At 69.4% G+C, this 24431-nt stretch carries 25 protein-coding genes and 1 pseudogene; 17 read left to right on the top strand and 9 right to left on the bottom strand.

From position 1 onward, the window contains the following. Positions 1–407 precede the first annotated feature (407 nt). A complete protein-coding gene (locus P7A99_RS20565) occupies positions 408–1019 on the top strand; it encodes a hypothetical protein (RefSeq protein ID WP_277795611.1) in 612 nt (203 codons plus the stop codon). Positions 1020–1178: 159 nt separating this feature from the next. On the opposite strand, the gene gatA is transcribed toward P7A99_RS20565, so the two are convergent. Both gatA and gatC read right to left on the bottom strand, forming a co-directional pair. Beyond that, on the bottom strand, positions 1179–2651 hold the full coding sequence (gene gatA, locus P7A99_RS20560; protein ID WP_277795610.1) for an Asp-tRNA(Asn)/Glu-tRNA(Gln) amidotransferase subunit GatA: 1473 nt from the start codon (positions 2649–2651) through the stop codon (positions 1179–1181). Beyond that, positions 2651–2938, bottom strand: coding sequence for an Asp-tRNA(Asn)/Glu-tRNA(Gln) amidotransferase subunit GatC (gene gatC / locus P7A99_RS20555; RefSeq protein WP_277795609.1), 288 nt, complete (start codon positions 2936–2938; stop codon positions 2651–2653). The genes gatA and gatC overlap by 1 nt, the downstream gene beginning before the upstream one ends. A 151-nt stretch (positions 2939–3089) precedes the next feature. Here gatC and ruvX point away from each other — a divergent pair, with 151 nt between their 5' ends. From ruvX to pyrC, 3 genes are all read left to right on the top strand, one after another. Further along, the gene (gene ruvX / locus P7A99_RS20550; RefSeq protein WP_277795608.1) at positions 3090–3572 is read left to right on the top strand and encodes a Holliday junction resolvase RuvX; all 483 of its coding nucleotides are present in this window, start codon (positions 3090–3092) and stop codon (positions 3570–3572) included. Between the two features lie 216 nt (positions 3573–3788). Further along, positions 3789–4784, top strand: coding sequence for an aspartate carbamoyltransferase catalytic subunit (locus P7A99_RS20545; RefSeq protein WP_109100180.1), 996 nt, complete (start codon positions 3789–3791; stop codon positions 4782–4784). After that, entirely contained in the window at positions 4781–6082 is a 1302-nt protein-coding gene (gene pyrC / locus P7A99_RS20540) for a dihydroorotase (RefSeq protein WP_277795607.1), read from the top strand. The genes P7A99_RS20545 and pyrC overlap by 4 nt, the downstream gene beginning before the upstream one ends. A 3-nt stretch (positions 6083–6085) precedes the next feature. Here pyrC and P7A99_RS20535 read toward each other — a convergent pair whose 3' ends face one another. Further along, entirely contained in the window at positions 6086–6640 is a 555-nt protein-coding gene (locus P7A99_RS20535; RefSeq protein ID WP_277795606.1) for a hypothetical protein, read from the bottom strand. Between the two features lie 154 nt (positions 6641–6794). Between P7A99_RS20535 and plsY the strand changes: the two genes are divergently transcribed. From plsY to rnr, 7 genes are all read left to right on the top strand, one after another. After that, entirely contained in the window at positions 6795–7442 is a 648-nt protein-coding gene (gene plsY, locus P7A99_RS20530) for a glycerol-3-phosphate 1-O-acyltransferase PlsY (protein WP_277795605.1), read from the top strand. Beyond that, positions 7442–8545, top strand: a complete 1104-nt coding sequence (gene dprA / locus P7A99_RS20525; RefSeq protein WP_277795604.1) for a DNA-processing protein DprA — start codon at positions 7442–7444, stop codon at positions 8543–8545. Before plsY ends, dprA begins: the two co-directional genes overlap by 1 nt. Before the next feature lie 18 nt (positions 8546–8563). Next, complete coding sequence (locus tag P7A99_RS20520; RefSeq protein WP_277795603.1) at positions 8564–8863, top strand: BrnT family toxin; 300 nt, start codon at positions 8564–8566, stop codon at positions 8861–8863. Between the two features lie 25 nt (positions 8864–8888). Beyond that, a complete protein-coding gene (locus P7A99_RS20515; protein WP_277795602.1) occupies positions 8889–9176 on the top strand; it encodes a helix-turn-helix domain-containing protein in 288 nt (95 codons plus the stop codon). Positions 9177–9336: 160 nt separating this feature from the next. Then, on the top strand, positions 9337–12012 hold the full coding sequence (gene topA, locus P7A99_RS20510) for a type I DNA topoisomerase (RefSeq protein WP_277795601.1): 2676 nt from the start codon (positions 9337–9339) through the stop codon (positions 12010–12012). Between the two features lie 32 nt (positions 12013–12044). After that, the gene (locus tag P7A99_RS20505; protein WP_277795600.1) at positions 12045–12419 is read left to right on the top strand and encodes a hypothetical protein; all 375 of its coding nucleotides are present in this window, start codon (positions 12045–12047) and stop codon (positions 12417–12419) included. Positions 12420–12518: 99 nt separating this feature from the next. Beyond that, positions 12519–14807, top strand: a complete 2289-nt coding sequence (rnr, locus tag P7A99_RS20500; RefSeq protein WP_431307696.1) for a ribonuclease R — start codon at positions 12519–12521, stop codon at positions 14805–14807. A gap of 169 nt (positions 14808–14976) precedes the next feature. Here the strand turns inward: rnr and P7A99_RS20495 are convergent, their stop codons facing one another. The 4 genes and pseudogenes from P7A99_RS20495 to P7A99_RS20485 form a co-directional block, all read right to left on the bottom strand. Further along, entirely contained in the window at positions 14977–15237 is a 261-nt protein-coding gene (locus tag P7A99_RS20495; protein WP_277795598.1) for a DUF2164 domain-containing protein, read from the bottom strand. Next, a complete protein-coding gene (argF, locus tag P7A99_RS20490) occupies positions 15216–16151 on the bottom strand; it encodes an ornithine carbamoyltransferase (protein ID WP_277795597.1) in 936 nt (311 codons plus the stop codon). The genes P7A99_RS20495 and argF overlap by 22 nt, the downstream gene beginning before the upstream one ends. Before the next feature lie 27 nt (positions 16152–16178). Next, positions 16179–16255: pseudogene (locus P7A99_RS25260) on the bottom strand (hypothetical protein); the annotation flags it as partial. A 21-nt stretch (positions 16256–16276) separates the two neighbouring features. Next, on the bottom strand, positions 16277–17491 hold the full coding sequence (locus P7A99_RS20485) for an aspartate aminotransferase family protein (protein ID WP_277795596.1): 1215 nt from the start codon (positions 17489–17491) through the stop codon (positions 16277–16279). Between the two features lie 220 nt (positions 17492–17711). On the opposite strand from P7A99_RS20485, the gene P7A99_RS20480 reads away from it, so the two are divergent. After that, positions 17712–18119, top strand: coding sequence for a YbaY family lipoprotein (locus P7A99_RS20480; protein WP_277795595.1), 408 nt, complete (start codon positions 17712–17714; stop codon positions 18117–18119). A 292-nt stretch (positions 18120–18411) separates the two neighbouring features. Here the strand turns inward: P7A99_RS20480 and P7A99_RS20475 are convergent, their stop codons facing one another. Beyond that, a complete protein-coding gene (locus tag P7A99_RS20475; protein ID WP_101719657.1) occupies positions 18412–19233 on the bottom strand; it encodes an ABC transporter permease in 822 nt (273 codons plus the stop codon). A gap of 242 nt (positions 19234–19475) precedes the next feature. Between P7A99_RS20475 and P7A99_RS20470 the strand changes: the two genes are divergently transcribed. The 5 genes from P7A99_RS20470 (at position 19476) to P7A99_RS20450 (ending at position 23357) form a co-directional block, all read left to right on the top strand. Beyond that, positions 19476–20012 (top strand): cell cycle sigma 70 cofactor GcrA, encoded by a 537-nt coding sequence (locus tag P7A99_RS20470; protein ID WP_277795594.1) that lies wholly within the window; start codon positions 19476–19478, stop codon positions 20010–20012. A gap of 93 nt (positions 20013–20105) precedes the next feature. Then, the gene (gene xseA / locus P7A99_RS20465) at positions 20106–21644 is read left to right on the top strand and encodes an exodeoxyribonuclease VII large subunit (RefSeq protein WP_277795616.1); all 1539 of its coding nucleotides are present in this window, start codon (positions 20106–20108) and stop codon (positions 21642–21644) included. A 27-nt stretch (positions 21645–21671) separates the two neighbouring features. Beyond that, a complete protein-coding gene (locus P7A99_RS20460; RefSeq protein ID WP_058347630.1) occupies positions 21672–21890 on the top strand; it encodes a DUF2093 domain-containing protein in 219 nt (72 codons plus the stop codon). 11 nt (positions 21891–21901) lie between these two features. Beyond that, on the top strand, positions 21902–22744 hold the full coding sequence (locus tag P7A99_RS20455) for a M23 family metallopeptidase (RefSeq protein ID WP_347276702.1): 843 nt from the start codon (positions 21902–21904) through the stop codon (positions 22742–22744). A gap of 106 nt (positions 22745–22850) precedes the next feature. Further along, positions 22851–23357, top strand: a complete 507-nt coding sequence (locus tag P7A99_RS20450; RefSeq protein WP_277795593.1) for a response regulator — start codon at positions 22851–22853, stop codon at positions 23355–23357. 107 nt (positions 23358–23464) lie between these two features. Here the strand turns inward: P7A99_RS20450 and P7A99_RS20445 are convergent, their stop codons facing one another. Next, a complete protein-coding gene (locus tag P7A99_RS20445) occupies positions 23465–24400 on the bottom strand; it encodes a lysophospholipid acyltransferase family protein (protein ID WP_277795592.1) in 936 nt (311 codons plus the stop codon). Positions 24401–24431 lie beyond the last annotated feature (31 nt).

Here is a 24431-nt window from a genome sequence, read left to right as displayed (position 1 = left end):
GGGCCGCAAAACGCCCCCCTTCCCCCTTGATGGGGGAAGGGCCGGGGTTGGGGGTGGCTGCGGCGGTTGGGCTTGAAACGACGGTGGAGGCGGAACGCGCGGTGTCACCCCCATCCCCACCCTTCCCCCATCAAGGGGGAAGGGCTTTGGCCGTGGGTGTCAGAAAAAGCCTGGGTCCCCGCTTTCGCGGGGATTGGACGGGTGGGAGGGCGGCTGGCGTTGCGGCAGCTGAGAACGCCCCCCTCCGGCCCTTCGGGCCACCTCCCCCTTCGGGGGGAGGATCTTGGGAAGCGCCACAAGAATTGCGGCCTGAATCCGGCAGAAACGGCGCCATTCCGGGTCAGGAGGAACCACGTTCGAAACCTCCCGTTACTTATCCCGACAAGGATAAGCTGAGGAGGACCCAAATGCCTGCCTTGAACCTCGATGGTCCTGAACCCGTGATCGCCAATGCTGACGACGGTTCGGCGCTGTTTCCGCAAGCTCCGGTCTATGCGCGCACCTCGACGCGCAAGAAGAAGTCTTCGAACAACCTGCCACTGTTGATCGGGGCTCCCGTCGCCGTGGTCGCCGTGGGCGCCCTGGCCTGGGGGATCATGAGCAACCAGGCCCAGACCCCCGCCTCGCCGGAAGAAGGCCTGAAGGTCGCCGAGGCCGAGGCGGTTGCGACACCCGCGCCCGCGCCGACCCCGGCCCCGATGCCTGAACCGGCCGCCGCGACGCCCGCCGTCGCTCCGACCCCGGCTCCGGCCGCACGCACCGAGGTCGCCCGCGCCGAACCGCGACCGGCCGCTCGTCGCGCCGCCCGCCCGGCGCCGGTCGAGAGCGCGCCGTCCGCCGACGAGGCCTCGAGCAACGCCAGCGCCACGGTTCCGGCCCCCGCCCCGGCTCCCGCGCCCGCCGCCCCGGCCGCGATCGTCGCCGAGCCGGCTCCGCTGGCCGTGCCCGCGCCCACCCCGACGCCGGCGCCGCAAGCGCCCGTCCCGGTCGTGCCGGTGACGCCCACTACGCCGCAGTAACGGCCTGAAACGACGAAGGGCGGCTCCATCGCTGGAGCCGCCCCTTTTTCTTGCGCGTGATCCTCGCCCTTCGACAGGCTCAGGGTGAGGATCAAGTCAGACGCCTGCAATGAAACCTCATCCTGAGCATGTCGAAGGACGAGGTTTCACGCATTCACATCACCACCACTTGTCGGCCTTGGCCGTGAAGCCGGCGGCCTTTTCAATGGCGCCGGCCACCGAGAACACCGTGCCTTCGTCCAGCGGCTTGCCGATGATCTGCAGACCCAGCGGAAGGCCGTTGGCGTCGAGACCGGCCGGCAGGGACAGGCCCGGCAGGCCCGCCAGGTTGGTGGTCACCGTGAAGACGTCGTTCAGGTACATGGCGATCGGGTCGCTCGAATTCTCGCCCAGGCCGAACGCCGCCGAGGGCGCGGTCGGGGTGAGGATGGCGTCGACCTTGGTCCAGGCGTTGTCGAAGTCCTCGGCGATGCGGCGACGCACCTTCAGGGCCTTCAGGTAGTAGGCGTCGTAATAGCCGGCCGACAGCACATAGGTGCCGATCAGGATGCGGCGCTTGACCTCGTCGCCGAAGCCGCTCGCGCGGGTGTTCTCGTAGATCTCGGCGAGGTTGGCGCCCTCTTCGCGCAGGCCGTAACGCATGCCGTCATAGCGGGCGAGGTTCGACGAAGCCTCGGCCGGCGCGACGATGTAGTAGGCCGGCAGGGCGTACTTGGTGTGCGGCAGGCTGATCTCGACGATCTCGCAGCCGGCTTCCTTCAGCCAGGCGACGCCGTCGTCCCACAGCTTCTGGATCTCGGCCGGCATGCCGTCGACGCGGTATTCCTTCGGCACGCCGATGCGCAGACCCTTGACCGACTTGCCGACGAACTGGGTGAAGTCCGGCGTCGGGACGTCGAGGCTGGTCGAGTCCTTCTCGTCGTGGCCCGACATCGAGTTCAGCAGCAGGGCCGCGTCCTCGACGGTCTTGGCGATCGGGCCGGCCTGGTCCAGCGAGCTGGCGAAGGCCACCACGCCCCAGCGCGAGCAGCGGCCGTAGGTCGGCTTGATGCCGACGGTGCCGGTGAAGGCGGCCGGCTGGCGGATCGAGCCGCCGGTGTCGGTGGCGGTGGCGCCCAGGCACAGGTCGGCGGCGACGGCCGCGGCGCTGCCGCCCGACGAACCGCCCGGGGTCAGGGCCTTGTTGCTGTCCTTGGCGCGCCACGGGTTGGTGACGGGGCCGAAGTAGCTGGTCTCGTTCGACGAGCCCATGGCGAACTGGTCGAGGTTCAGCTTGCCCAGCATCACCGCGCCGTCGCGCCACAGGTTCGACGTCACCGTCGACTCATAGGCCGGGACGAAGTTCTCGAGGATCTTCGAGCAGGCCGTGGTGCGCACGCCCTTGGTGCAGAAGAGGTCCTTCACGCCCAGCGGCGCGCCGTCCAGGGGACCGGCCTCGCCCTTGGCGCGGCGGGCGTCCGAGGCGGCGGCCATGTCCAGCGCCTGCTCCGGGGTTTCCAGGATGTAGGCGTTGAGGCCCCGCGCGCCTTCGATGGCGTCGATGTGCGCCTTGGTCAGTTCGACCGAGGTGAAGTCCTTGGCGGCCAGGCCGTCGATGGCGCCCTTGAGGGTAAGCTTGGTCAGAGCGCTCATTATTCGACCACCTTGGGCACGACGAAGAAGTTGGAGACGGACTTGGGCGCGTTGCCGGTCACCACCTGCGGCTCGCCGCCCATGGTGACGACGTCCTCGCGCAGCGGCAGGCCGGCGGCCACGACGCTGGTCAGCGGCTCGGCGCCGTCGGTGTCGACCTCGGCCAGCTGCTCGATCCACGTCATGATCCCGTTGAGCTCCTGCGTCAGAGCTTCGATGCGCTCTTCGGGTTCGGCGATGCGGGCGAGCCGGGCGACCTTGCGGACGGTCGCGGCGTCGATGGCCATGGGGCCTTCTCCAAGCAGTAGTGTTGTTTGCCCGCGTTCACGGACAGTCGAGGGGTGGGTTACCCGCCTAGCCTTGTCTTTGACAAGCCCGACGGCTCGCGCGGCGGGCTTTTCCTCGCGCGAAGCGCCGCAAAGGCGTAGAAGCCGCGCCATGCCCGTTCTCGACATCGAACAATTCGCCGCCGCCATTCCCGACTACAAGCCCGTCATCGGCCTGGACCCGGGCGAAAAGACCATCGGCGTGGCCGTGTCCGACGTGACCCTCACCGTCGCCAGCCCGCTGACCGTGATCCACAAGACCAAGTTCACCCAGGACGCCGCGGCCCTGTTCGACATCATCGACTACCGCAAGGTGGCCGGGATCGTCGTCGGCCTGCCGGTCAATATGGACGGCACCGAGGGCGTGCGCTGCCAGAGCAACCGCGCCCTGGCCCGCAACCTGCTGCGCCTGCGCCCGGATCTGACCATCACCTTCTGGGACGAGCGCCTGTCGACGGCGGCCGTGACCCGCGTGCTGATCGACGAGCACGACGTCAACCGCAAGCGCCGCGGCGAGGTGGTCGACAAGATGGCGGCGGGGTGGATCCTCCAGGGCGCCCTGGAGCGGATGCGGGGGATCCGGGGGGAACCGTAGGGTTCCTTCTCCCCTTGCGGGAGAAGGTGTCGGCGCAGCCGACGGATGAGGGGTCTCTCAGACCTCAAAGCCTCATCCAATCGATCCGCCCCAAGCAGCGGACAGCGCCTTCAACCCCTCACCCGACCTCGCTCCGCGAGGCCACCCTTTCCCGCATGGGGAGAGGGACCAGACGAGCCTTCCCTTCCCGCCCAAAGCCGCCTATGACGCGGGCTCATGACGGCTTCAGCCCATGACCCGAGCGCGGCGATCGAGACGATCCGCAAGCGCCTCTTCTCGTTCCCCAAGCGGCACTTCCTTTCGGCGGGCGATCTCAACGCCCCCCAGGCGGCCGACCTTCTGGACCTGGCCGACGCCTTCGTGGCGTTGAACCGGCAGACGTCCAAGTCCCTCGACCTGCTCAAGGGACGGACGCTGATGAACCTGTTCTTCGAGAACAGCACCCGCACCCAGAGCTCGTTCGAGCTGGCCGGCAAGCGGCTGGGCGCCGACGTCGTCAACATGAACCCCAAGACCTCGTCGGTGGCCAAGGGCGAGACCCTGATCGACACCGCCGTGACGCTGAACGCCATGCGGCCCGACCTGCTGGTCGTGCGCCACGCCTCGTCGGGGGCTGCGTCCCTGCTCAGCCAGAAGGTCAGCGGCAGCGTCGTCAACGCCGGCGACGGCCAGCACGAGCACCCCACCCAGGCGCTGCTCGACGCGCTGTCGATCCGGCGGGCTTTCGGCCGCGTCTCGGGCCTGACCGTGGCCATCTGCGGCGACGTGCTGCACAGCCGCGTGGCGCGTTCGAACGTCGCCCTGTTGCAGATCCTGGGCGCCAGCGTGCGCCTGGTGGGTCCGCCCACCCTGATGCCGGCCCAGGCCGAGCGCTGGGGCGTGACCGTGCACCACGACATGAAGTCGGGCCTGGCCGGCGCCGACGTGGTGATGATGCTGCGCCTGCAACTGGAGCGTATGCAGGGCGGCTTCGTGCCCTCGACCCGCGAATACTTCCGCTTCTACGGCCTGGACCGCGAGAAGCTGTCGCGCGCCGCGCCGGGGGCCAGGGTCATGCACCCTGGCCCGATGAACCGTGGCGTCGAGATCGACAGCGACGTCGCCGACGATCCGGCCGTCAGCCTAATCCAGGACCAGGTCGAGATGGGCGTCGCCGCCCGCATGGCCGTGCTCGCCGCCCTCGCCCACCGTCTCGAGGAGGAAGGCCGATGACCGCGCCCCAGCCGCTCGCCTTCGTCAACGCCCGCCTGGTGGATCCCGAGAGCGGCTATGACGGTCCCGGCGGCGTCATCGTCTCCGAAGGCGTCATCGCCGACGTGGCCAAGGGCCGCGAGTTCGGCAAGCTCTCGAAGGGCGTACGCATCGTCGACTGCGGCGGCGCCATGCTGGCGCCCGGCCTGATCGACCTGCGGGTCAAGACCGGCGAACCGGGCGCGGAAACCAAGGAAACCCTGGCCAGCGCCGCCCGCGCGGCCGCGGCCGGCGGCGTGACCAGCTTCGTCGTGCAGCCCGACACCGATCCGGCGGTCGACGACCCCAGCACGGTCGACTTCCTGCTGCGCCGGGCCCGCGACATCGACGCCGCCCGCATCCTCTGCGCCGGCGCGGCCACCAAGGGCCTGCGCGGCGAGGAAATGGCCGAGATCGGCCTGATGCGCGAGGCCGGCTGCGTCTACGTCACCGACGCCGACAAGCCGATCGCCGACAGCAAGGTGTTCCAGCGCCTGCTCTCCTACGCCAAGGGTTTCGACACCATCCTGGCCCACCGCCCGCTCGACCCGTGGCTGGCCAAGGGCGGGGCGGCCACCGGCGGCGAATTCGCCGCCCGCATGGGCCTGCCTTCGATCTCGCCGATGGCCGAGCGGATCATGCTGGAGCGCGACGTCGCCCTGCTGGAAGCCACCGGCGGGCGCCTGCTGGTCGACCAGCTGACCAGCGCCCAGGCGCTGGAGACCCTGGGCCGGGCCAAGAAGAAGGGCCTGCGGATCCACGCCAGCGTGTCGATCAACCACCTGTGCTTCAACGAGCTGGACATCGGCGACTACCGCAGCTTCGCCAAACTGACCCCGCCCCTGCGCGGCGAGGACGATCGCCAGGCCCTGATCGAGGCGCTTGCGGACGGGCTGATCGACATCGTCGTCTCGGCCCACGCCCCGGCCCCGGCCGAGGACAAGCGCCTGCCGTTCGACCAGGCCGCGCCCGGCGCCGTGGGTCTCGAAACCCTGCTGCCGGCCCTGCTGGGCCTCTATCACGACGAGCGCCTGGCCCTGATCGACCTGATCCGCGCGGTGACCCTGGCTCCGGCGTCCTTGCTCGGCCTGCAAACGGGCCGCATCGCGCCTGGCGCGCCGGCCGACCTCGTTTTGTGCGATCTCGACGCGCCGATCATCGTCGACGCCGCCCGGCTGCTGTCGAAGTCGAAGAACTCGCCGTTCGACGGCCGCAGGCTGCAAGGCCAGGTGCTGATGACCATCGTCGACGGCCGGATCGTGCACCGCGCCGAGGGCTGAGGCCTACGGGCAGCCCTCGGCCGGAACCAGGGCGACGCGGGCGTGGCTCAGCTTGATCTGGCGCGCCTGCCCCATATCGCCATAGACGCCGACCTGGGCCGTGCCGGACACGGCGACGGTGGAGGCGTCGCCGCCGACGACCTCGACCAGGGCCAGGCCCCGCAGGTCGCCGATGTGGTCGCGGTCGAGGAAGGCCGCGCCGACCGAGGCCTGGCCATCCAGGCCCGCGCCGCCGCGCGCGGAGGTCAGCGACCAGCCGGCCGGCGTCTTGCAGACCTTCACGACCTTGGCGCCCGAGAGCTTCAGGCCGAAGGCGTCGACATAGTCGTCGGGACCAAGCGCGATGCCCTGGATCGACAGCAGGAAGGTCGAGGCGGCGGGCTGCTCCGGCGCGCTCACCACTGGCTTGGGCGGCGCGACCTTGGTCGCCTGGGCCGGCGCGGGCTTGTCCCCGGCGGCCGGCTTGCCGACGAAATGCGCCAGGGCCAGGGCCGCGCCGACGCCGAGCACGGCGGCGACCAGGACGGGAATCAGACGGGCGTAGCGCGGATCCTTCATGACCCGCTCAATAGAACAGGCCCGCCCGGACGCCCAAGCCGAACTTCCCAAACGGAAGCATGAACCGGCGCGCGAAGCGGCTATAAGAAGCGAAAACAGGCTTGCCTCTCCGGCCAAGCTTGGCCATGTTTCGCTCGCGCAAAGGTAGCATTTCTTGGAAAGCCTCGCCCCCGTCGCCTATCTGACCCTCGCGATCGCCGTGATCGGGGGCTACCTGCTGGGCTCGATCCCGTTCGGCCTGATCGCCACGCGCCTGGGCGGCGCCGGCGACATCCGCAAGATCGGCTCGGGCAATATCGGCGCGACCAATGTGCTGCGCTCTGGCCGCAAGGACCTGGCGGCCATCACCCTGCTGGGCGACGGCGGCAAGGGCGCGGTCGCCGTGGGCCTGGCCCACCTGCTGAGCCACGGCAATCCGCTGGTCGTCGCCCTGGCCGGCGGCGCGGCCTTCGCCGGCCACATCTTCCCCGTCTGGCTGAAGTTCAACGGCGGCAAGGGCGTGGCTACCTTCTACGGCGTGCTGCTGGCCGCCGCCTGGCCCGTGGGCCTGCTGGCCGCGGCCACCTGGCTGGCCATGGCCGCCCTTTTCCGCATCAGCTCGCTGGCCGCCCTGACCGCCGCCGCCCTGGCCGCGCCCTTTGCCCTGGCCACCGACCGCCCCTATCCGATCCTGGGCCTGTGCCTGTTCATGGCCGTGCTGATCTACATCCGTCACAAGGACAACATCGCCCGCCTGCTCAAGGGCGAGGAGCCGAAGATCGGCAAGAAGAAGACGGCGCAAGCGCCGCCTCCTGAAGCCTGATGACACGGGGCCTCTCGGATCAGGAGCGACTGGCCTGGCTTCGCCTGGCGCGCACCGAGACGGTCGGCCCCGTCGCCTTCGAGCACCTTCTTCAGCGCTTCGGCTCGCCCGAGCGGGCGCTGATCGCCCTGCCCGACCTGGCCCGACGAGCGGGCCGCGCGGCCCCGCTGCGGCCGCCTCCCGTCGACGAGATCCTGCGTGAACTGGACGACGGCGCCAGACTGGGCGCCCGCCTGATCTGCGCCTGCGAACCCGACTTTCCCCATCGCCTGGCCACGCTGGATCCGCCGCCGCCGGTGATCTGGGCGCTGGGCCACTACGAGCTGCTGCCCCAGGCCAGCATCGCCATCGTCGGCGCCCGCATCGCCTCGGCCGCCGGCCAGCGCTTCGCCCGGCAACTGGCGGCCGAACTGGGCCAGCACGGCCACGTCGTGGTCTCGGGCCTGGCGCGGGGCGTCGACGGCGCGGCGCACGAGGGTTCGCTGTCGACCGGCACGATCGCCGTGCTGGGCGGCGGGATCGCCGACATCTATCCGCCCGAGCATGCGTCCTTGCACGCCCGCATCGCCGAGCACGGCTGCGTCGTTTCCGAAAGCGCCCCGCTGCGCCGCGCCCAGGCCAAGGACTTCCCCCGCCGCAACCGCATCATCTCGGGCCTGTCGCTGGGGGTCGTCGTGGTCGAGGCGGAGCTGAAGTCCGGCTCGCTGATCACCGCCCGCCTTGCCGCCGAACAGGGACGCGATGTGTTCGCCGTGCCGGGATCCCCGCTGGACCCGCGCGCCAAAGGCCCCAACGACCTGATCCGCCAGGGCGCGATCCTGTGCGAGGGCGTCGAGGACGTGCTGCGTTCGCTGTCGGCCAGTCCGTCGATGCGCGAGCGCGACCGGGCCTGGGACCCGGACGAGGCCGCAGACGATATCGACCACGACACCCTGCGCGAACGCCTGGCCGCCCTGCTCTCGCCCACCCCAGTCTCGCGCGACGAACTGGTGCGGGCCACCAAGGCCCCGACCTCGGCGGTGATGGCGGCGCTGGTGGAGCTGGCCCTGGCCGACCGGGCCGAACTGCTGCCGGGCGGGATGGTGGCGGGTGGATTGCCCTAGGTACTGGATACCCGTACTATGGAAGTCACCTTCGAGTGGGACATTGAAAAGGCGCGCACCAATCTCGCCAAGCACGGCGTCAGCTTCGAGGACGCCTGTTTCGCGATCCTCGACGAGCACCGTATCGAAGAGATCGACGACCGTTTCGACTACGAGGAGGAACGGCTGCGGATCATCGGTCTGAGTTCGCTAAACCTGTTGTTCGTGGTGACCATCACCCATGACGAAACCCACTACCGGCTCATCTCGGCCCGCACCGCCTCCCGGGACGAAGCGCATCGTTATTTCAGCGGCAAGTCCAATCCCGCCCAAGGGTGACACGGACTGGGCGCGCCTGCGGTCGATGACCGAGGAAGAGCGGATGGCCGCGGCCCTGTCCGATCCCGACGCCCAACCGCTCACCAAGGAGGAATTGGCGCGCTTCAAGCGGGTGAACCTGATCAAAGGCATCAGGATGAAACTCTGCATGACCCAGGTCGAGTTCGCCGAAGCCTTCCAACTTCCGCTGGCCACTGTCCGCGACTGGGAACAGGAGCGTACCACGCCGGACGCTCCCGCCCGAGCGCTGCTGAAGGCCATCGCGGCCGATCCAGAAACCGTGCGCCGACTGATCAACGGTCAAGCCGCATGACGGTCTCTCTCTAAAGAGAGAGGTCGACAGGCGACACTTGGGCAATTGCAAAGGTTCGCACCGACGCCGTTGACATTGTCATAGGCTCGCCCCCACTTTCCGGCGCTCGCCTCCTGGTTCGCCGGAAGGCCGATCCACCTCCCCTAAGCTCAGAGTCGTAATGAACGTCGTCGTCGTCGAGAGCCCGGCCAAGGCCAAGACCATCAACAAGTACCTCGGGTCCGACTACACGGTTCTGGCCTCCTACGGGCATATCCGCGATCTGCCCAGCAAGGACGGCTCGGTCGAGCCCGACAACGACTTCGCCATGAGCTGGGAGGTCGACGCCAAGTCGTCCAAGCGCATCTCCGACATCGTCGATGCGCTGAAGGGGGCCGACCGCCTGATCCTCGCCACCGACCCGGATCGCGAAGGGGAAGCGATCAGCTGGCACGTGCTCGAGGTGCTGAACAAGAAGAAGGCGCTGAAGGACAAGCAGATCCAGCGCGTCACCTTCAACGCCATCACCAAAGCGGCCGTGACCGAGGCCATGCGCGCCCCGCGCGACCTCGACATGGAGCTGGTCGAGGCCTACCTCGCCCGCCGCGCCCTCGACTACCTCGTCGGTTTCACCCTTTCACCGGTGCTGTGGCGCAAGCTGCCCGGGTCGCGTTCGGCCGGCCGGGTGCAGTCGGTGGCCCTGCGCCTGGTCGTCGACCGCGAGATCGAGATCGAGCGCTTCAAGACCCAGGAATACTGGACCGTCGACGCCGACGTCTCGGCCGGCAGCGATCCGTTCCTGGCGCGCCTGGTCAAGCACGACGGCAAGAAGCTCACCAAGTTCGACCTCGGCAACGAGACCTCGGCCCTGGCCGCCAAGGCCGCCGTGCAGGCCGCGACCTTCAAGGTCGAGGCCGTCGAGAAGAAGCCGGGCAAGCGCTCGCCCGCCCCGCCCTTCACCACCTCGACCCTGCAGCAGGAAGCCGCCCGCAAGCTGGGCTTCTCGGCCCAGCGCACCATGCAGGCGGCCCAGAAGCTGTACGAGGGCATCGACATCGGCGGCGAGACCGTCGGTCTGATCACCTACATGCGTACCGATGGCGTCTCGATCGCGCCCGAAGGCATCGCCGACGCCCGCGAAGTGATCGGCAATGTCTACGGCAAGGACTACGTGCCGGACGCCCCGCGCATCTACAAGTCGAAGGCCAAGAACGCCCAGGAGGCCCACGAAGCCATCCGTCCGACCAGCATGCGCCGCAACCCCGGCTCGCTGCGCCTGGATCCGGATCTGGGCCGCCTGTACGAGCTGATCTGGAAGCGCACCATCGCCTCGCAGATGGAAAGCGCCCGCATCGAGCGCACCACGGTCGACCTGGAAAGCCACGACGGGCGCACCGGCCTGCGCGCCACCGGCCAGGTGGTGCTGTTCCCCGGCTATCTGGCCGTCTACGAGGAAGGCCGCGACGACGAGGAGGGCGAAGACAGCGCCCGCCTGCCGGCCATCGTCGAAGGCGCCGCCGCCAAGGTCATCGAGGCCCGCGCCGACCAGCACTTCACCGAACCGCCGCCGCGCTATTCCGAAGCCAGCCTCGTCAAGAAGATGGAAGAGCTGGGCATCGGCCGTCCGTCGACCTACGCCTCGGTCCTGACCGTGCTGCGCGACCGCGAATATGTGCGGATGGAGAAGCAGCGCTTCATTCCGGAGGACAAGGGCCGCCTGGTCACCGCCTTCCTGGAGCAGTTCTTCCGCCGCTACGTGGAGTACGACTTCACCGCCGCCCTCGAAGAGCGCCTCGACCTGGTCTCCGACGGCCAGCTCGACTGGAAGGAATTCCTGCGCGAGTTCTGGAAGGACTTCCACGCCGCCGTCGGCGAGATCGCCGAGCTGCGCACCACCAACGTGCTCGACGCGCTGAACGACGCCCTGGGCCCGCACATCTTCCCCGACAAGGGCGATGGGTCGAACCCGCGCCTGTGCCCGACCTGCGGCGCGGGCATGCTGTCGCTGAAGACCGGCAAGTTCGGCGCCTTCATCGGCTGCTCGAACTATCCGGAATGCCGCTACACCCGCCAGCTGGGCGTGGCCGAAGGCGACGGCGAGGCTGAGAGCGCCGACAAGGAACTGGGGATCAACCCAGCCACCGGCCGCGCCGTGTGGCTGAAGAACGGGCGCTTTGGCCCCTATGTCGAAGAGGTGGCGGCCGAGGGCGAGAAGCCCAAGCGCTCGTCCCTGCCCAAGGGCTGGACGCCGGCGGCGCTGGACCTGGAGAAGGCCCTGCGCCTGCTCAGCCTGCCCCGCGAAGTCGGCATGCACCCCGACGACGGCAAGCCGATCACGGCGGGCCTGGGACGCTTTGGCCCGTTCGTGCTGCACGACGGCACCTACGCCAATCTGGAGAACGCCGACGAGGTGTTCGACGTCGGCCTCAACCGCGCCGTCGCCATCCTGGCCGACAAGCGGGCCGGCGGCGGGCGTCCGCAGCGCGCGGCCGCCGCGGCCCTGGCCGAGCTTGGCAATCACCCCGAGGACGGCAAGCCGGTGCGCGTGCTGTCGGGCCGCTTTGGTCCGTACATCAAGCACGGCGACACCAACGCCAACGTGCCCAAGGGCGCGGATCCGGCGGCCCTGACCCTGGCGGAAGCGGTGACCCTGCTGGCCGAGCGCGTCGCCAAGGGCGGCGGCAAGAAGCCGGCCAAGAAGGCCGCCGCACCGAAGAAGGCTCCGGCCAAGGCCAAGGCGGCGAAAGCCGAGGGCGAAGCCGCCGAGGCCAAGCCCAAGAAGGCCGCCGCCAAGACCACGGCTGCCAAGAAGCCGGCCGCCAAGAAGGCGCCGGCCAAGGCCAAGACCGAGGCGTGACGAGCGGCGACCGGGGAGAGTAGACTATCGCCATGACCACGCTCGAACGTCCCATGCCGCTGCCGCTGGTGGTGGTCCTGCTGTCGGCGATCAGCGTCGTGGGCTTCGTGCTGGGCCTGCGCGGCGCGCTGGACACCGGCAAGCCGGCCGACGCGGTCTCGACCGCGCCGCTGGCCGAGGTCTCGGGCGTGCCGGTCAAGGATGCGACCCCGGCCCCGGTCGAGGTCGCCCCGCCGCCGCCTCCCCCGCCGGTCAAGCCGGTCGAGGAAGCGCCCGAGGAGGTCGCTCCCGAGACGCCGCCGGTGGTCCAGGCCCCGGTCGCGCCCACGACCCCGCCGCCGGCTGAAAAGAAGCCCGAGGTTCCGCCCGCCCAGCAGACGCCGCAGCGGATCGAAGACCTCTACTAGGCCCGCCCCGTTCCCCTCGGCCCTGAAACGGCTTAGAGGGGAGCAATGGCCAAACCTCGCCTCCCCAAGACCGCTTCTCCCAAGACCTCGCGCCCGAAGATGGCTTCGAAGGCTCGCCCGCCCGCGGGCCTGCCCGACAAGGAGACGCTGCTGGCGTTCCTGCGCGACGCCGGCGAGGCCGCCAAGGCCGACATCGCCCGTCACTTCGGCCTGAAGGGCGCCGATCGCCGCGCCCTGCGCGAGATGATCCGCGAGATGGAAGCGCAAGGCCAGCTGGGCAAGCGCGGCCGCCGCGGCTTCGCCGAGGCCGGCGCCCTGCCCCCGGTCGGCGTGGCCGACGTGATCGAGCGCGACGCCGACGGCGACCTCTTCGTCAAGCTGACCAAGGCCGACGAGGACGTGGCCATGGTCCGCCTCGCGCCGGACCGCCGCGAGGCCGCCGCCGGCGCGCCGGGCCTGGGTGACCGCCTGCTGGTGCGCTTCGAGAAGCTGGAGAGCGGCGAGTACGAGGCCCGCCTGATCAAGCGCCTGGGCCAGAGCGCCCACAAGGTGCTGGGCGTGGTGCGCAAGCAGCGCCGCGAAATCCGCGTCGAGCCCGTCGACCGCAAGTCCAAGGAAAGCTTCGTCCTGGACGTCTCGCAACCGGGCGTCGGCGACCTGAAGGACGGCGACCTGGTGGTCGTGCAGCAGAGCGGCCACGCCGGTCGCTACGGCCCCAAGCCCTGCCGCGTGCTGGAGACGGTCGGCAACGAGGAAGACCCCCGCGCCGCCTCGCTGATCGCCATCCATAGCCACGGCATCCCGACCGGCTTCTCCGAAGAAGCCGAGCAGGAGGCGAAAGCCGCCAAGGAGCCGACGCTGGAGGGCCGCGAGGACCTGCGCGACCTGCCGTTCGTGACTATCGACCCGGTGGACGCCCGCGACCACGACGACGCCGTCTACGCCCATCCCGACGACAGCGAGGGCAACAAGGGCGGCTGGGTGGTCTGGGTGGCCATCGCCGACGTCGCCGCCTATGTGCGCCCGGGCTCGGCCCTGGACCGCGACGCCCGCGACAAGGGCAACAGCGTCTACTTCCCCGACCGGGTGGAGCCGATGCTGCCCGAGACCCTGTCGAACGGCCTGTGCAGCCTGCGTGAAGGCGAGAACCGCGCCACGCTGGCGGTGCGGATGGTGTTCGACAAGTCGGGCCACAAGAAGAGCCACCGCTTCGTGCGCGGCCTGATGCGTTCGGCCGCCAAGCTGTCGTACGAGCAGGCCCAGGCCGCGATCGACGGAACCCCGCCGCCGGCCGGCCAGGACCCGGACAAGGCCCCGCCCCTGCTGGACCCGATCCTGAAGCCCCTGTGGGAGGCCTTCCGCCTGATGGGCAAGGGCCGCGAGCAGCGATCGCCCCTGGCCATCGAGAGCGACGAGCGCCGCATCGTCATCACCAAGGACGGCGAGATCGCCTCGATCACCCGCCGCGCCAGCCTCGAGGCCCACAAGCTGATCGAGGAGATGATGATCCAAGCCAACGTCTCGGCCGCCGAGAGCCTGGAAGCCAAGCGCTCGCCGCTGATCTACCGCGTGCACGACACGCCCAGCCTGGAGAAGGTGCAGAACCTCGCCGAATTCCTGCAGACACTCGAGATCCGCTGGAACAAGGGCGAGGCTCCGCAGACCAAACGGTTCAACCAACTGTTGGAAGACACCCGCGAGAGCCCGCACGCGGCGATCATCAACGAGGTGGTCCTGCGCACCCAGATGCAGGCCCACTATTCCAGCGACAACATCGGCCACTTCGGCCTGAACCTGGCCAAGTACGCCCACTTCACCAGCCCGATCCGGCGCTATGCCGACCTGATCGTGCACCGCGGCCTGATCCGGGCGCTCGGCCTGGGCGACGACGGGCTGACTGACCAGGACATCGCGCGGATCAAGGACACCGCCGAGGTCATCACCCACGCCGAGCGCCGGGCCATGGCCGCCGAGCGCGACGCCACCGACCGCTACATCGCCTCGTTCCTGGCCGACCGGGTGGGCGCGACCTTCAGCGGCCGCATCACCGGCGTCACCCGCTTTGGCCTGTTCATCAAGCTGGACGAGACGGGGGCCGACGGCCTGGTGCCGATCTCCAACCTCGGCGAGGAGTTCTTCGTCCACGACGAGAAGCTGCACTCGCTGGTCGGCGAGCGCACCGGCAAGCGCTGGCCTCTGGGCCTGTCGGTCGAGGTTCGCCTGCGCGAGGCCACGCCGGTGACCGGCGGCCTGCTGTTCGAGATGCTCACCGACCCGCTGCCGGCCGATCCGAAGCTGCCGCGCCCGCGCCTGGGCGCGCGGCGCCAGGCGGCGGTCAAGCCGCGCGGCGGACTGCCCAAGGGCGTGCGGCGGGGCAAGCGGCGGTAACTTCCTTCTCCCCTTGCGGGAGAAGGTGTCGCCGCAAGGCGACGGATGAGGGGTCGCACCCACGAAAAACGCCGCGAAAGCCGATCAGCTTTCGCGGCGTCCTGCTTTTGAGAGACCCCTCACCCAACCTCCCTTCGGGAGGCCACCCTCTCCCGCAAGGGGAGAGGGATCAGTCCAAGGGCTTCTCGATCTCGTAGACCACGTCGTCCAGCTTCTGCAGCATCAGCGTCTGCGCGTCGCGGACGCCCTGGTTGAAGAAGGCCGGGCCCAGGGTCTCGCCGATGAAGTCGAGCAGGAAGCCTGCCTCCAGGCCGCTGACCGGGCGATCGAGCTCGTCGCGCATGTAGAGCGTCAGCTTGCGCAGGGCCGCTTCACGCACATCCTTGTCGAGCTCGATGCCGGCCATGGTCAGCCGATGGCCCCGAAGCACCAGGCCAGGACCGACTTCTGGGCGTGGATGCGGTTTTCGGCCTCGTCCCAGACCAGCGAGCGCGGGCCGTCGAGGACGGCGTCGGTGACTTCCTCGCCGCGGTGCGCGGGCAGGCAGTGCAGGAACACGCCGTCGGGCTTGGCCAGGTCCATCAGGGCGTCGTCGACCTGGTAGGGCTCGAAGGCCTTCAGGCGCTCGTCATGGTCGGTGTCGCCCATCGAGACCCAGGTGTCGGCCACGACCACGTCGGCGCCGCGCACGGCTTCCTTGGGGTCCTCGCTCATGGTCACGTCGCCGTTCAGACCGGCGGCGCGGGCCAGGTCGTGCAGGTCGGCGTGATAGACCGCCGGGCAGGCGATCTTCAGCTTGAAGCCCAGCAGCGGGGCGGCGTGGATGAAGCTGGAGCAGACGTTGTTGCCGTCGCCAACCCAGGCGATCGTCTTGCCGCCCACGTCGCCGCGATGCTCCTCGATCGTCAGCAGGTCGGCCATGATCTGGCACGGGTGGCTCTTGTCGGTCAGGCCGTTGATCACCGGCACGGTCGAGACCTGGGCGAAGCGCTCGACGTCGGCGTGGACGTTGGCGCGGATCATCACCGCGTCGACCATGCGCGACAGCACCTTGGCGGTGTCCTCGATGGTCTCGCCGCGACCCAGCTGCATGTCCGAGGCCGTGGAGATAATGGCGTCGCCGCCGAGCTGGCGCATGGCCGCGTCGAACGAGAAGCGGGTGCGGGTCGAGTTCTTCTGGAAGATCATCGACAGCACGCGGTCCTTGGCGGGCGCGTCGGCGTCGACGCGGCCCTGCGGCCAGCCCTTGCGGGCGGTCTTGCGGGCCTTGGCGTCCTCCAGGATCAGGCGCAGCGTGGCGCCGTCGAGCTTCCAGAGGTCGATGAAGTGACGGGGGGCGGTCATCTCAGGCCACCTTTCCGAAATGCCGCCCTCGTCCTTCGACAGGCTCAGGATGAGGGCGAATGAGCTTCAGTAGACGTCCTCACCCTGAGCTTGTCGAAGGGCGAGGACGTCGGTCCAGGATGCGATCAGGCCGCCGCTTGGGCGCGGACGACCTCGCAGGTCTTTTCGAGCTTGGCCACGGCTTCCTGAGCCTCGGTGATCGTCAGGTTCAGCGGCGGCAGCAGGCGCACACAGTTGTCGCCGCCGCCGGCCACCAGCAGCTGCTGGTCGCGGGCCAGGGCCATGAACTCGCGGTTGTTGGACGCCAGCTTGATGCCAATCAGCAGGCCCTTGCCGCGGATGTCGAGGACGACGTCCGGGAAGCGGTCCTTCAGGCCGTTCAGCTGCTGGGTGAAGTAGCCGGCGACGGTCTTCACGTTGTCGAGCAGCTCGGGCGTGTTGATCGCGTCGAAGGCCGCCGTACCGACCGCCATGGCCAGCGGGTTGCCGCCGTAGGTCGAGCCGTGGGTGCCGGGGGTCATGCCCTTGGCGCCCTCGTGGGTGGCCAGGCACGCGCCGACGGGGAAGCCGCCGCCCAGGGCCTTGGCCACGCACATGATGTCGGGCTCGGCGCCTTCCGCCCACTCGTGGGCGAACAGCTTGCCGGTCCGGCCCATGCCGCTCTGCACTTCGTCGAAGATCAGCAGGACGCCGGCCTCGCGGGTGATCTGGCGCAGCTCGACCAGCTGGGCCTCGGTCAGGGCGCGCGCCCCGCCCTCGCCCTGCACCGGCTCGATGATGACGCCGGCCGTCGTCGGGCCGATGGCGGCCTTCAGGGCCTCCAGGTCGCCGAACGGCAGCTGGATGAAGCCCGGCAGGCGCGGACCGAAGCCGTCGAGATAGCCGGCGTTGCCCGAGGCGTTGACCGCCGCGTACGAGCGGCCGTGGAACGAGCCGTCGAAGCCGATGATGTCGATGCGTTCCGGATTGCCGGCCACGGCGTGATAGCGGCGGGCGGCCTTCAGGGCGCACTCGATCGCCTCGGTGCCCGAGTTGGTGAAGAACACCACGTCGGCGAAGGTGGCCGCGCACAGCTTGTCGGCCAGCACTTCCTGCTCGGGGATCGTGTAGATGTTGGAGACGTGCCAGAGCTTTTCACCCTGGGTCTTCAGGGCGTCGACCAGCACCGGGTGGGCGTGGCCCAGGCCGCAGGTGGCGATGCCCGCCACGCAGTCCAGGTACTCTTCGCCGGTCGTCGAGAACAGGCGCGCGCCTCGGCCTCGTTCGAACGCCAGCGGGGCGCGGTTGTAGACGCCCATGATGTGGTGTTGCGAGGAGTTGGACGACGACGCAGTGCTCAATTCGGCCTCCCAAAAAGGCAAGAAGCCCCCGGGCTTTCGCGCGGGGACTGGAAGGCCCGACGTTGTCGACGCGAAGCCCTGCCCTGTCAATGAAATCACTATGAATTTTCGCCCTGCGGGGCGTGGCGGACACACCCTGGCGGCGCGGGACCGCTAACTTGCCATCCTGGGACGATCCGACCTAAGCCTGGGCATGGGGGTGATGCATGGAGGATCCACGATGAAGGCCGCCGTTTCCCTCGCCCTGCTGGCCCTGGCCGCCCTGCCCGGCTGCGCCTCGACGCCCATGTCACCTGGCCCCTCCGCCGTCACCGGAACCGTGGTCTGGCGCGAGCGGATCATGCTGCCGCCAAACACCCGGACGATCGTGCGCCTGCAGGACGTCAGCCTGGCCGACGCGCCGGCCAAGGTGCTGGCCGAAGACGTGATCGAAGGCACGCGCGCCCCGCCCGTGGCCTTCAAGCTGGCCTATGACCCGGCCCAGATCCTGCCCAATCACCGCTATTCGGTGTCGGCGCGGGTGGAGGTGGACGGCCAGCTGCGCTTCATCAACGACACCCACATCGCGGTGATCAACGACGGCCCGACGAAGGACGTCGAGGTGCTGGTCAAGGGCGTGGGGCGGTAGGGGGCCCCCTTAAACTCCCGTCATTCCCGCCCTTGTGGCGGGGCATCCACCGCTGCCGACAACTCGCCGGGGCGCGGACGGATTTGATTTCGCCCATTGGTGGGGGGACGCCCAAAGCAACCCTCTCTCTAAGAGAGAGGGATTTTGGACGGCGCCGACTTCCGCCACGGGTCGTGAGGCGAAGCTGACACCGACACGCCACCCGGACGCTCAGATGGCCGTCATGAGCAAGTGTCGGTCTCGGTCAACACCCGCCATAAGGGCGGGAAGACGGGAAGGAAGGGAAGACCCTTCAGCTCTTCAGCCGGTACCCGCTGCGGAACAGCGCCCAGCACCACAGGAACAGGCCCGTGGCCAGCACGGCCGTGACCACGACGCCGATGGCGATGCTGCCGTCGGCGTGGCCGATGAAGCCGTAGCGGAAGCCGTCGATCAGGTAGAAGAACGGGTTGAAGTGGCTGGCCGTGCGGAAGGGCTCGGGCAGCTTGTCCACGAGGTAGAAGGTGCCCGACAGGAAGGTCATGGGCATGATGGCGAAGTTGGTCACCGCCGCCAGCTGGTCGAACTTCTCCGACCACAGGCCCGCCAGCACGCCGGCCAGGCCCAGGATGATCGCGGCGCCGACCGCGAAGTAGATGATCGCCCACAGGTGCGAGACCTGAAGGCCCGCGCCGGGCAGCACGCCGATGACGGCGGCAGTGACCGCGCCGACCACGACGCCGCGGGTGGCCGCGCCCAGGCCGAAGGCGGCCACCTGCTCCAGCGGGGTGAGCGGCGGCGTCAGGAAGTCGGACGTCAGGCCCATCATCTTGGCCTGGATCAGCGACGAGGACGAATTGGCGAAGGCGTTGTTGAGCACGGCCATCATGATCAGGCCCGGAGCCACGAAATGGCCGAAGGTCACGCCCTCGACCGCCGGTCGGTCGGAGCCGACCGCGACCACGAACACCAGCATGTAGAGCAGCGTGGTGACCACCGGGGCGGCCACGGTCTGCATGCCCACCTTCCAGAAGCGGCGGATCTCGCGCTGATAGAGAGTGAGGAACCCGCTCCAGTTCCAGCCGTGATAGTCGCGCGGCTGCGGCGGAACGACGCTGTCTGCCATGTCTCTCATTGGCCCGATCCTGGAAATTCCTTCGCCATGTGCGCCCGGCGAGGGTCGGACGCAAGCGTCCCGCTCCGAGAATCAATATATAGTTTCTGTGGACAGACCACATGGCGCCTATTGTGCGCTTTAACGCATTCTTTACACTATCTGGTAGGTCAGCCGCCGGCGGGGCGGTCTGTACACCAGATGTAGGGCGATGGCGAGGTGGGGTTTCTCGTCATGGCCCGGATTTTAGGCGGAGATGGGCCATGAGCTGGACTGACGAACGCGTCACCACCCTGAAGAAGCTTTGGCTGGACGGCCTCTCGGCCAGCCAGATCGCCAAACAACTGGGCGGGGTCACCCGCAACGCCGTGATCGGCAAGGTCCATCGCCTGGGCCTGTCGGGTCGCGCCGCCCCCTCGCAACCGGCCCGTCCGGCCTTCAAGGCGCCGCGCCCGGCCCGTCCGGCCGCCGCCTCGACGATCCCGACTGCGCCGCGCCGCGTCGTGGCCGCCGAGCCGGTCGCACCGACCCCGGCTCCCGTCGCCGCTCACCAGCAGCCGTCGGTTCCGGTGCTGCGCAACGAAGCCCCCGGCTCGGCCACCGTGCTGACGCTCGGCGCCCACATGTGCAAGTGGCCGATCGGCGACCCGTCGTCGGACAGCTTCACCTTCTGCGGCCGCCGCTCGTCGGAAGGCCCCTACTGCGTCGAGCACGCCCGGGTGGCCTACCAGCCGCAGCAGTCGACCAAGAAGAAGGGCGGCGCCACCGAGCTCGCCCGCTCGCTGCGCCGCTACATCTAAGCGGCCGCCAGCCATAAGAAGAGAAGCGTCGTTTCAGGCGCTCTCGCCATGCAGCCCTCCCCGTTCCGCGGGGAGGGCTTTATGTTGTCCGCGATGACCGACCTCGCCCCCGATTCCAACGCGCCCGCCTATTCCGTCTCGGAACTGGCCTTCGCGCTGAAGCGCACCCTGGAAGACCGCTACGGCTTCGTGCGGCTGCGCGGCGAGCTGTCGAAGGTCACCCACCACTCCAACGGCCACGTCTACCTGACCATCAAGGACGACAAGGCCGCCATCGACGGCGTGGTCTGGAAGGGCAATGTGCGCGGCCTGGGCGTGCGGCCCGAGCACGGGCTCGAGGTCATCGTCACCGGCAAGATCACCACCTATCCGGCCGGCTCGCGCTACCAGATCGTCATCGACAGCATGGAGGCCGCCGGCGTCGGCGCGCTGCTCGCCCAGTTGGAGCGGCTGAAGGCCAAGCTGGCCGGCGAGGGGCTGTTCGCGCCCGAGCGCAAGCGCCCCCTGCCCTCGATGCCGGCCGTGGTCGGCGTCATCACCAGCCCCACGGGCGCAGTGATCCGCGACATCCTGCACCGCATCCGCGACCGCTGGCCCTGCCGCGTGATCGTCTGGCCGGTCGTGGTGCAGGGCGACGCCGCCGCCGGCCAGGTGGCCGGCGCGATCCGGGGCTTCAACGCCCTGGCGCCCGGCGGCCCGGTTCCGCGGCCCGACATCCTGATCGTCGCCCGCGGCGGCGGCTCGGTGGAAGACCTCTGGGCCTTCAACGACGAGGCCCTCGCCCGCACGGTGGCCGAAGGGACGATCCCGCTGATCTCGGCCGTCGGCCACGAGACCGACACCACACTGATCGACTTCGTCTCCGACCGTCGCGCGCCCACCCCGACGGCGGCCGCAGAAATGGCCACACCCGTGCTGGCGGAACTGCGGGGCCTGGTCTCCGACTACGACCGCCGCCTGTCGCGCTGCGCCGGCCGGGTGGTCGAGGAGCGCCGCACGCGGCTTCAGGCGGCCGCGCGCGGTCTGCCCCGCCCCAACGACCTCTTGGCCCTGGCCCAGCAGCGGTTCGACATCGCCGCCGGCCGCCTGGACGCGGCGCTGGAGCGCAACACCTCGGTCCACGCCCAGGACCTGCTCAAGATCACCGCCCGCCTGTCGCCCGAGGCCCTGGCCCGCCAGCGCCAGGCCAAGGGCGAGCGCCTGTCCGACCTGTCGCGCCGCCTGGACCTGGCCGCCCGCCGCGCGCCCGAGCGCGCCGCCCAGCACGCCCGCCTGCCGGCCCTGTGGGATCGCCTCAACGCCGTCGCCCGCCGCCGCCTGGACCGCGAGACCGACCGCCTGGCGGGCCTGGACAAGCTGCGCCAGTCGCTGAACCCCGAGCGTCCGCTGGAGCTGGGCTTCGCCCTCGTGCGCAAGATGGACGGGACCCTGGCCCGTTCGGCCGCCGACCTGGCCGCCGGCGAGCGCGTGAACCTGAAGTTCAAGCACGGCGAGCGCGACGCTGTGATCGACGGCGAAGGCGCCACGCCGCCACCTCCCCCGCCTGCGCCGGTCGCGGCGGCTGCGCCCAAGCCCGCGCCGCGCCCGAAACCCGCGCCGCCGCCCTCGTCGTCGCAGGGCGACCTGTTCTAGACGCGTCGATTGGCGTAGAAGAGTCCCATGAACGCTTACGATCGCGACCTCGGAAAATCCGGCCTGGCCGTCCTGCACTATGGCGACGGCGACTTCGCCGTGCTCCAGCCCGGCCAGTACGTGGTCTGCGCCGTCACCGGCGCCAAAATCCCGCTGGAAGCCCTGCGCTACTGGAGCCCCGAGCTGCAGGAAGCCTACGCCACGCCGAAGGAAGCGCTGAAGCGCTGGCAGGAGACCAAGGCCTGAATCCCTGGCCTCTGAGTAGACGGGCGCTTCTCGCCGCCCTGAGCTGCGGCGTCGCTCCCCTCGCCTTCCCCGCCGGCGCCGCGGCGCCGGGACTGACCCTAAGCGGCCGTCTCGAACAAGGCGGCTACGTCCTGGGCCGCACCGCGTCCCGCGCCGAGGTTCTTATCGACGGCGTCCCCGCCACCCAGGCCTCGGCCGACGGCTGGTTCGTGGTCGGCTTCGACCGCGACGCCCCGCCCAGCGCCGAGATCACCGTCCAGACGCCGGACGGCTCGGCCAGCCACCGCGTGGCGATCGCGCCGGGGACCTTCGACATCCAGCGCATCGACGGCCTGCCGCCATCGCAGGTCTCGCCGGAGGACCCGGTCCTTTTGGCCCGCATCGCCGCCGAGGGGGCGCGCAAGGCCGCGGGCTTTTCCAGCCGCGCCGACGGCGACTTCTTCCGCACCGGCTTCATCTGGCCCGTGAAGGCCACGCGCCGCTCGTCGCGGTTCGGCGGCCAGCGGATCCTCAACGGCGAGCCCAAGCGTCCGCACTACGGCGTCGACCTGGCCGCGCCGGCGGGAACGCCCGTGGTCGCGCCCGCCGCTGGCGTCGTCACCTTCGCCGAGACCGGCCTGCACTTCGAGGGCGGCCTGATCCTGATCGACCACGGCCAGGGCCTGATCAGCGCCTATCTGCACCTTTCGCGCGTGGACGTCGCCGCCGGCCAGCGCCTGACCCAGGGCCAGCTCATCGGCGCCGTCGGCAAGGAAGGCCGCGCCACGGGTCCGCACCTGTGCTGGCGCCTGAAATGGCGTGACCGCAACCTGGATCCCAGCCTATGGGTTGCTGACGCAGGAATGCGACAGTGATGAGATCAAACTTGACCATTTCGGGACACCCCCTATCGACAGGTCCTCGTGGTTATGGTTATCCCCAGCCCCGCTTTTGAAATTCGCGTATGAGGCGTAATCCCGCATGTCCGCGGTGCTCGACAAGCTCCGTTTCCTCCTGGTGGACGACAACCACCACATGCGGGCGATCGTCAGCACGATCCTGAAGGGGGTCGGCGTGCGCCACGTGCACGAGGCGATCGACGGCGCCGAGGGCCTTCAGATCCTCAAGGACCGCCAGATCGACATCGCCATCGTCGACTTCAAGATGTCGCCGCTGGACGGGGTGCAGTTCACCCAGCTGGTGCGCAATTCGCCCGACAGCCCCGACCCGTTCCTGCCGATCATCATGCTGACCGGCTTTGCCGAGCGGCACCGGGTGTTCGAGGCGCGCGACGCCGGCGTCACCGAGATCGTCGTCAAGCCGGTCACGGCCCGCTCGCTACTAGACCGCATCGATATGGTGATCTTCAAGCCGCGGCCGTTCATCCGCAGCGCCGACTATTTCGGCCCCTGCCGCCGCCGCCGCCAGGACCCGCACTACGGCGGCCCGTTCCGCCGCGGGACGGACAAGGGCGCGATCGAGCTTTAGGGGGCGAAACCTCGTCCTTCGACAGGCTCAGGATGAGGTTTCGACTACGACGCCCACCTTCTTCCTCACCCTGAGCCCGTCGAAGGGCGAGGAAGACGCACCACGTCTCAGTTCGTCGGGATCTCACCCGCCAGCAGCGCCGCATAGACCTCGTTGGGCCAGCGGCGGTGGACCCAGAACCACTCCTCCGGACGCTCACGGATGCGGTCTTCCATGAAGGCGTTGATCATCCGCACGCCGGCCTCGATGTCGGCGGTGCGGTCGCCGGTGCTGGGCGGCACGATCGGATCGTGGACCACGGCGCGGAAATGCGCGCCCTTGGTGCGCTGCACCGACATCGGTTGCAGCACCGTGCCGAAGCGGATGGCCAGGCGCGTGGGGCCCGGGGCGGTGCGCGAGTCATGGCCGAAGAACGGAGCCGCGACCCCGCCGTTGAACTTCTGGTCGTTCATCAGCGCCACCGACTCGCCGCGCTTCATGGCGTCGAGCAGTTCGCGCGCGCCGTCGCCGCCCTTGGGGGCGAACAGGCGCACGCCGTAGCGGAAGCGGCTCTTCTTGATACGCTCGTCGATGTAGGGGTTGTTGGCCGCGCGATAGGTCATCTGGCAGGTGACGCCGGAATCGACGATCGCCGCCGGCATCACCTCCCAGTTCGACAGGTGGCCCGAAACGAACACCACCGGCTCGCTGTCGCGGGCGATCTGGGCTAGGCGCTCGGCGTTCACCACCTCGACACGGCCCGTGGAGGGCAGGAGCTTGTCCATCAGCGGGAACTCGCCGAAGGTCCGCCCCAGGCCGTCCCACTGCCTGCGCAGCATGTCGGCGCGCCAGGCGGCGTCCTTTTCCGGGAAAGCCAGGCGCAGATTGCGGTCGGCCACCTTGTGGGCGCCGCTCAGCGGCCCGAACGTGCGCCCGAACCACCCGCCCAGGGCCGAGGCCGCATCCACGCCCAGAAGCCGGAAAAGACCCATGAACAGGTCGTATCCGAACGCCTCGAGGCGCCAGAGGAAGTCTTGGGTGGGGGTAACACGAGCGTCGGACATCGGCCCTTACTAGCTCGACTTGGCCAAAGGC

This window comes from Caulobacter endophyticus, assembly GCF_029543245.1.
Lineage (GTDB): Bacteria > Pseudomonadota > Alphaproteobacteria > Caulobacterales > Caulobacteraceae > Caulobacter > Caulobacter endophyticus_A.
Note: the sequence above shows the minus strand (reverse complement) of the source record. Positions and strands in the feature narration are given on the sequence as shown.

Excerpts from the sequence above, each read along its gene's own strand:
- dprA (WP_277795604.1), top strand. The coding sequence starts at position 7,442 with ATGACACGGGGCCTCTCGGATCAGGAGCGACTGGCCTGGCTTCGCCTG.
- P7A99_RS20505 (WP_277795600.1), top strand. The coding sequence starts at position 12,045 with ATGACCACGCTCGAACGTCCCATGCCGCTGCCGCTGGTGGTGGTCCTG.
- ruvX (WP_277795608.1), top strand. The coding sequence starts at position 3,090 with ATGCCCGTTCTCGACATCGAACAATTCGCCGCCGCCATTCCCGACTAC.
- P7A99_RS20460 (WP_058347630.1), top strand. The coding sequence starts at position 21,672 with ATGAACGCTTACGATCGCGACCTCGGAAAATCCGGCCTGGCCGTCCTG.
- P7A99_RS20470 (WP_277795594.1), top strand. The coding sequence starts at position 19,476 with ATGAGCTGGACTGACGAACGCGTCACCACCCTGAAGAAGCTTTGGCTG.
- pyrC (WP_277795607.1), top strand. The coding sequence starts at position 4,781 with ATGACCGCGCCCCAGCCGCTCGCCTTCGTCAACGCCCGCCTGGTGGAT.
- P7A99_RS20450 (WP_277795593.1), top strand. The coding sequence starts at position 22,851 with ATGTCCGCGGTGCTCGACAAGCTCCGTTTCCTCCTGGTGGACGACAAC.
- rnr (WP_431307696.1), top strand. The coding sequence starts at position 12,519 with ATGGCTTCGAAGGCTCGCCCGCCCGCGGGCCTGCCCGACAAGGAGACG.
- argF (WP_277795597.1), bottom strand. The coding sequence starts at position 16,151 with ATGACCGCCCCCCGTCACTTCATCGACCTCTGGAAGCTCGACGGCGCC.
- P7A99_RS20475 (WP_101719657.1), bottom strand. The coding sequence starts at position 19,233 with ATGAGAGACATGGCAGACAGCGTCGTTCCGCCGCAGCCGCGCGACTAT.
- gatC (WP_277795609.1), bottom strand. The coding sequence starts at position 2,938 with ATGGCCATCGACGCCGCGACCGTCCGCAAGGTCGCCCGGCTCGCCCGC.
- P7A99_RS20545 (WP_109100180.1), top strand. The coding sequence starts at position 3,789 with ATGACGGCTTCAGCCCATGACCCGAGCGCGGCGATCGAGACGATCCGC.
- P7A99_RS20445 (WP_277795592.1), bottom strand. The coding sequence starts at position 24,400 with ATGTCCGACGCTCGTGTTACCCCCACCCAAGACTTCCTCTGGCGCCTC.
- P7A99_RS20515 (WP_277795602.1), top strand. The coding sequence starts at position 8,889 with ATGACCGAGGAAGAGCGGATGGCCGCGGCCCTGTCCGATCCCGACGCC.
- xseA (WP_277795616.1), top strand. The coding sequence starts at position 20,106 with ATGACCGACCTCGCCCCCGATTCCAACGCGCCCGCCTATTCCGTCTCG.
- P7A99_RS20480 (WP_277795595.1), top strand. The coding sequence starts at position 17,712 with ATGAAGGCCGCCGTTTCCCTCGCCCTGCTGGCCCTGGCCGCCCTGCCC.
- topA (WP_277795601.1), top strand. The coding sequence starts at position 9,337 with ATGAACGTCGTCGTCGTCGAGAGCCCGGCCAAGGCCAAGACCATCAAC.
- P7A99_RS20565 (WP_277795611.1), top strand. The coding sequence starts at position 408 with ATGCCTGCCTTGAACCTCGATGGTCCTGAACCCGTGATCGCCAATGCT.
- gatA (WP_277795610.1), bottom strand. The coding sequence starts at position 2,651 with ATGAGCGCTCTGACCAAGCTTACCCTCAAGGGCGCCATCGACGGCCTG.
- P7A99_RS20535 (WP_277795606.1), bottom strand. The coding sequence starts at position 6,640 with ATGAAGGATCCGCGCTACGCCCGTCTGATTCCCGTCCTGGTCGCCGCC.
- P7A99_RS20520 (WP_277795603.1), top strand. The coding sequence starts at position 8,564 with ATGGAAGTCACCTTCGAGTGGGACATTGAAAAGGCGCGCACCAATCTC.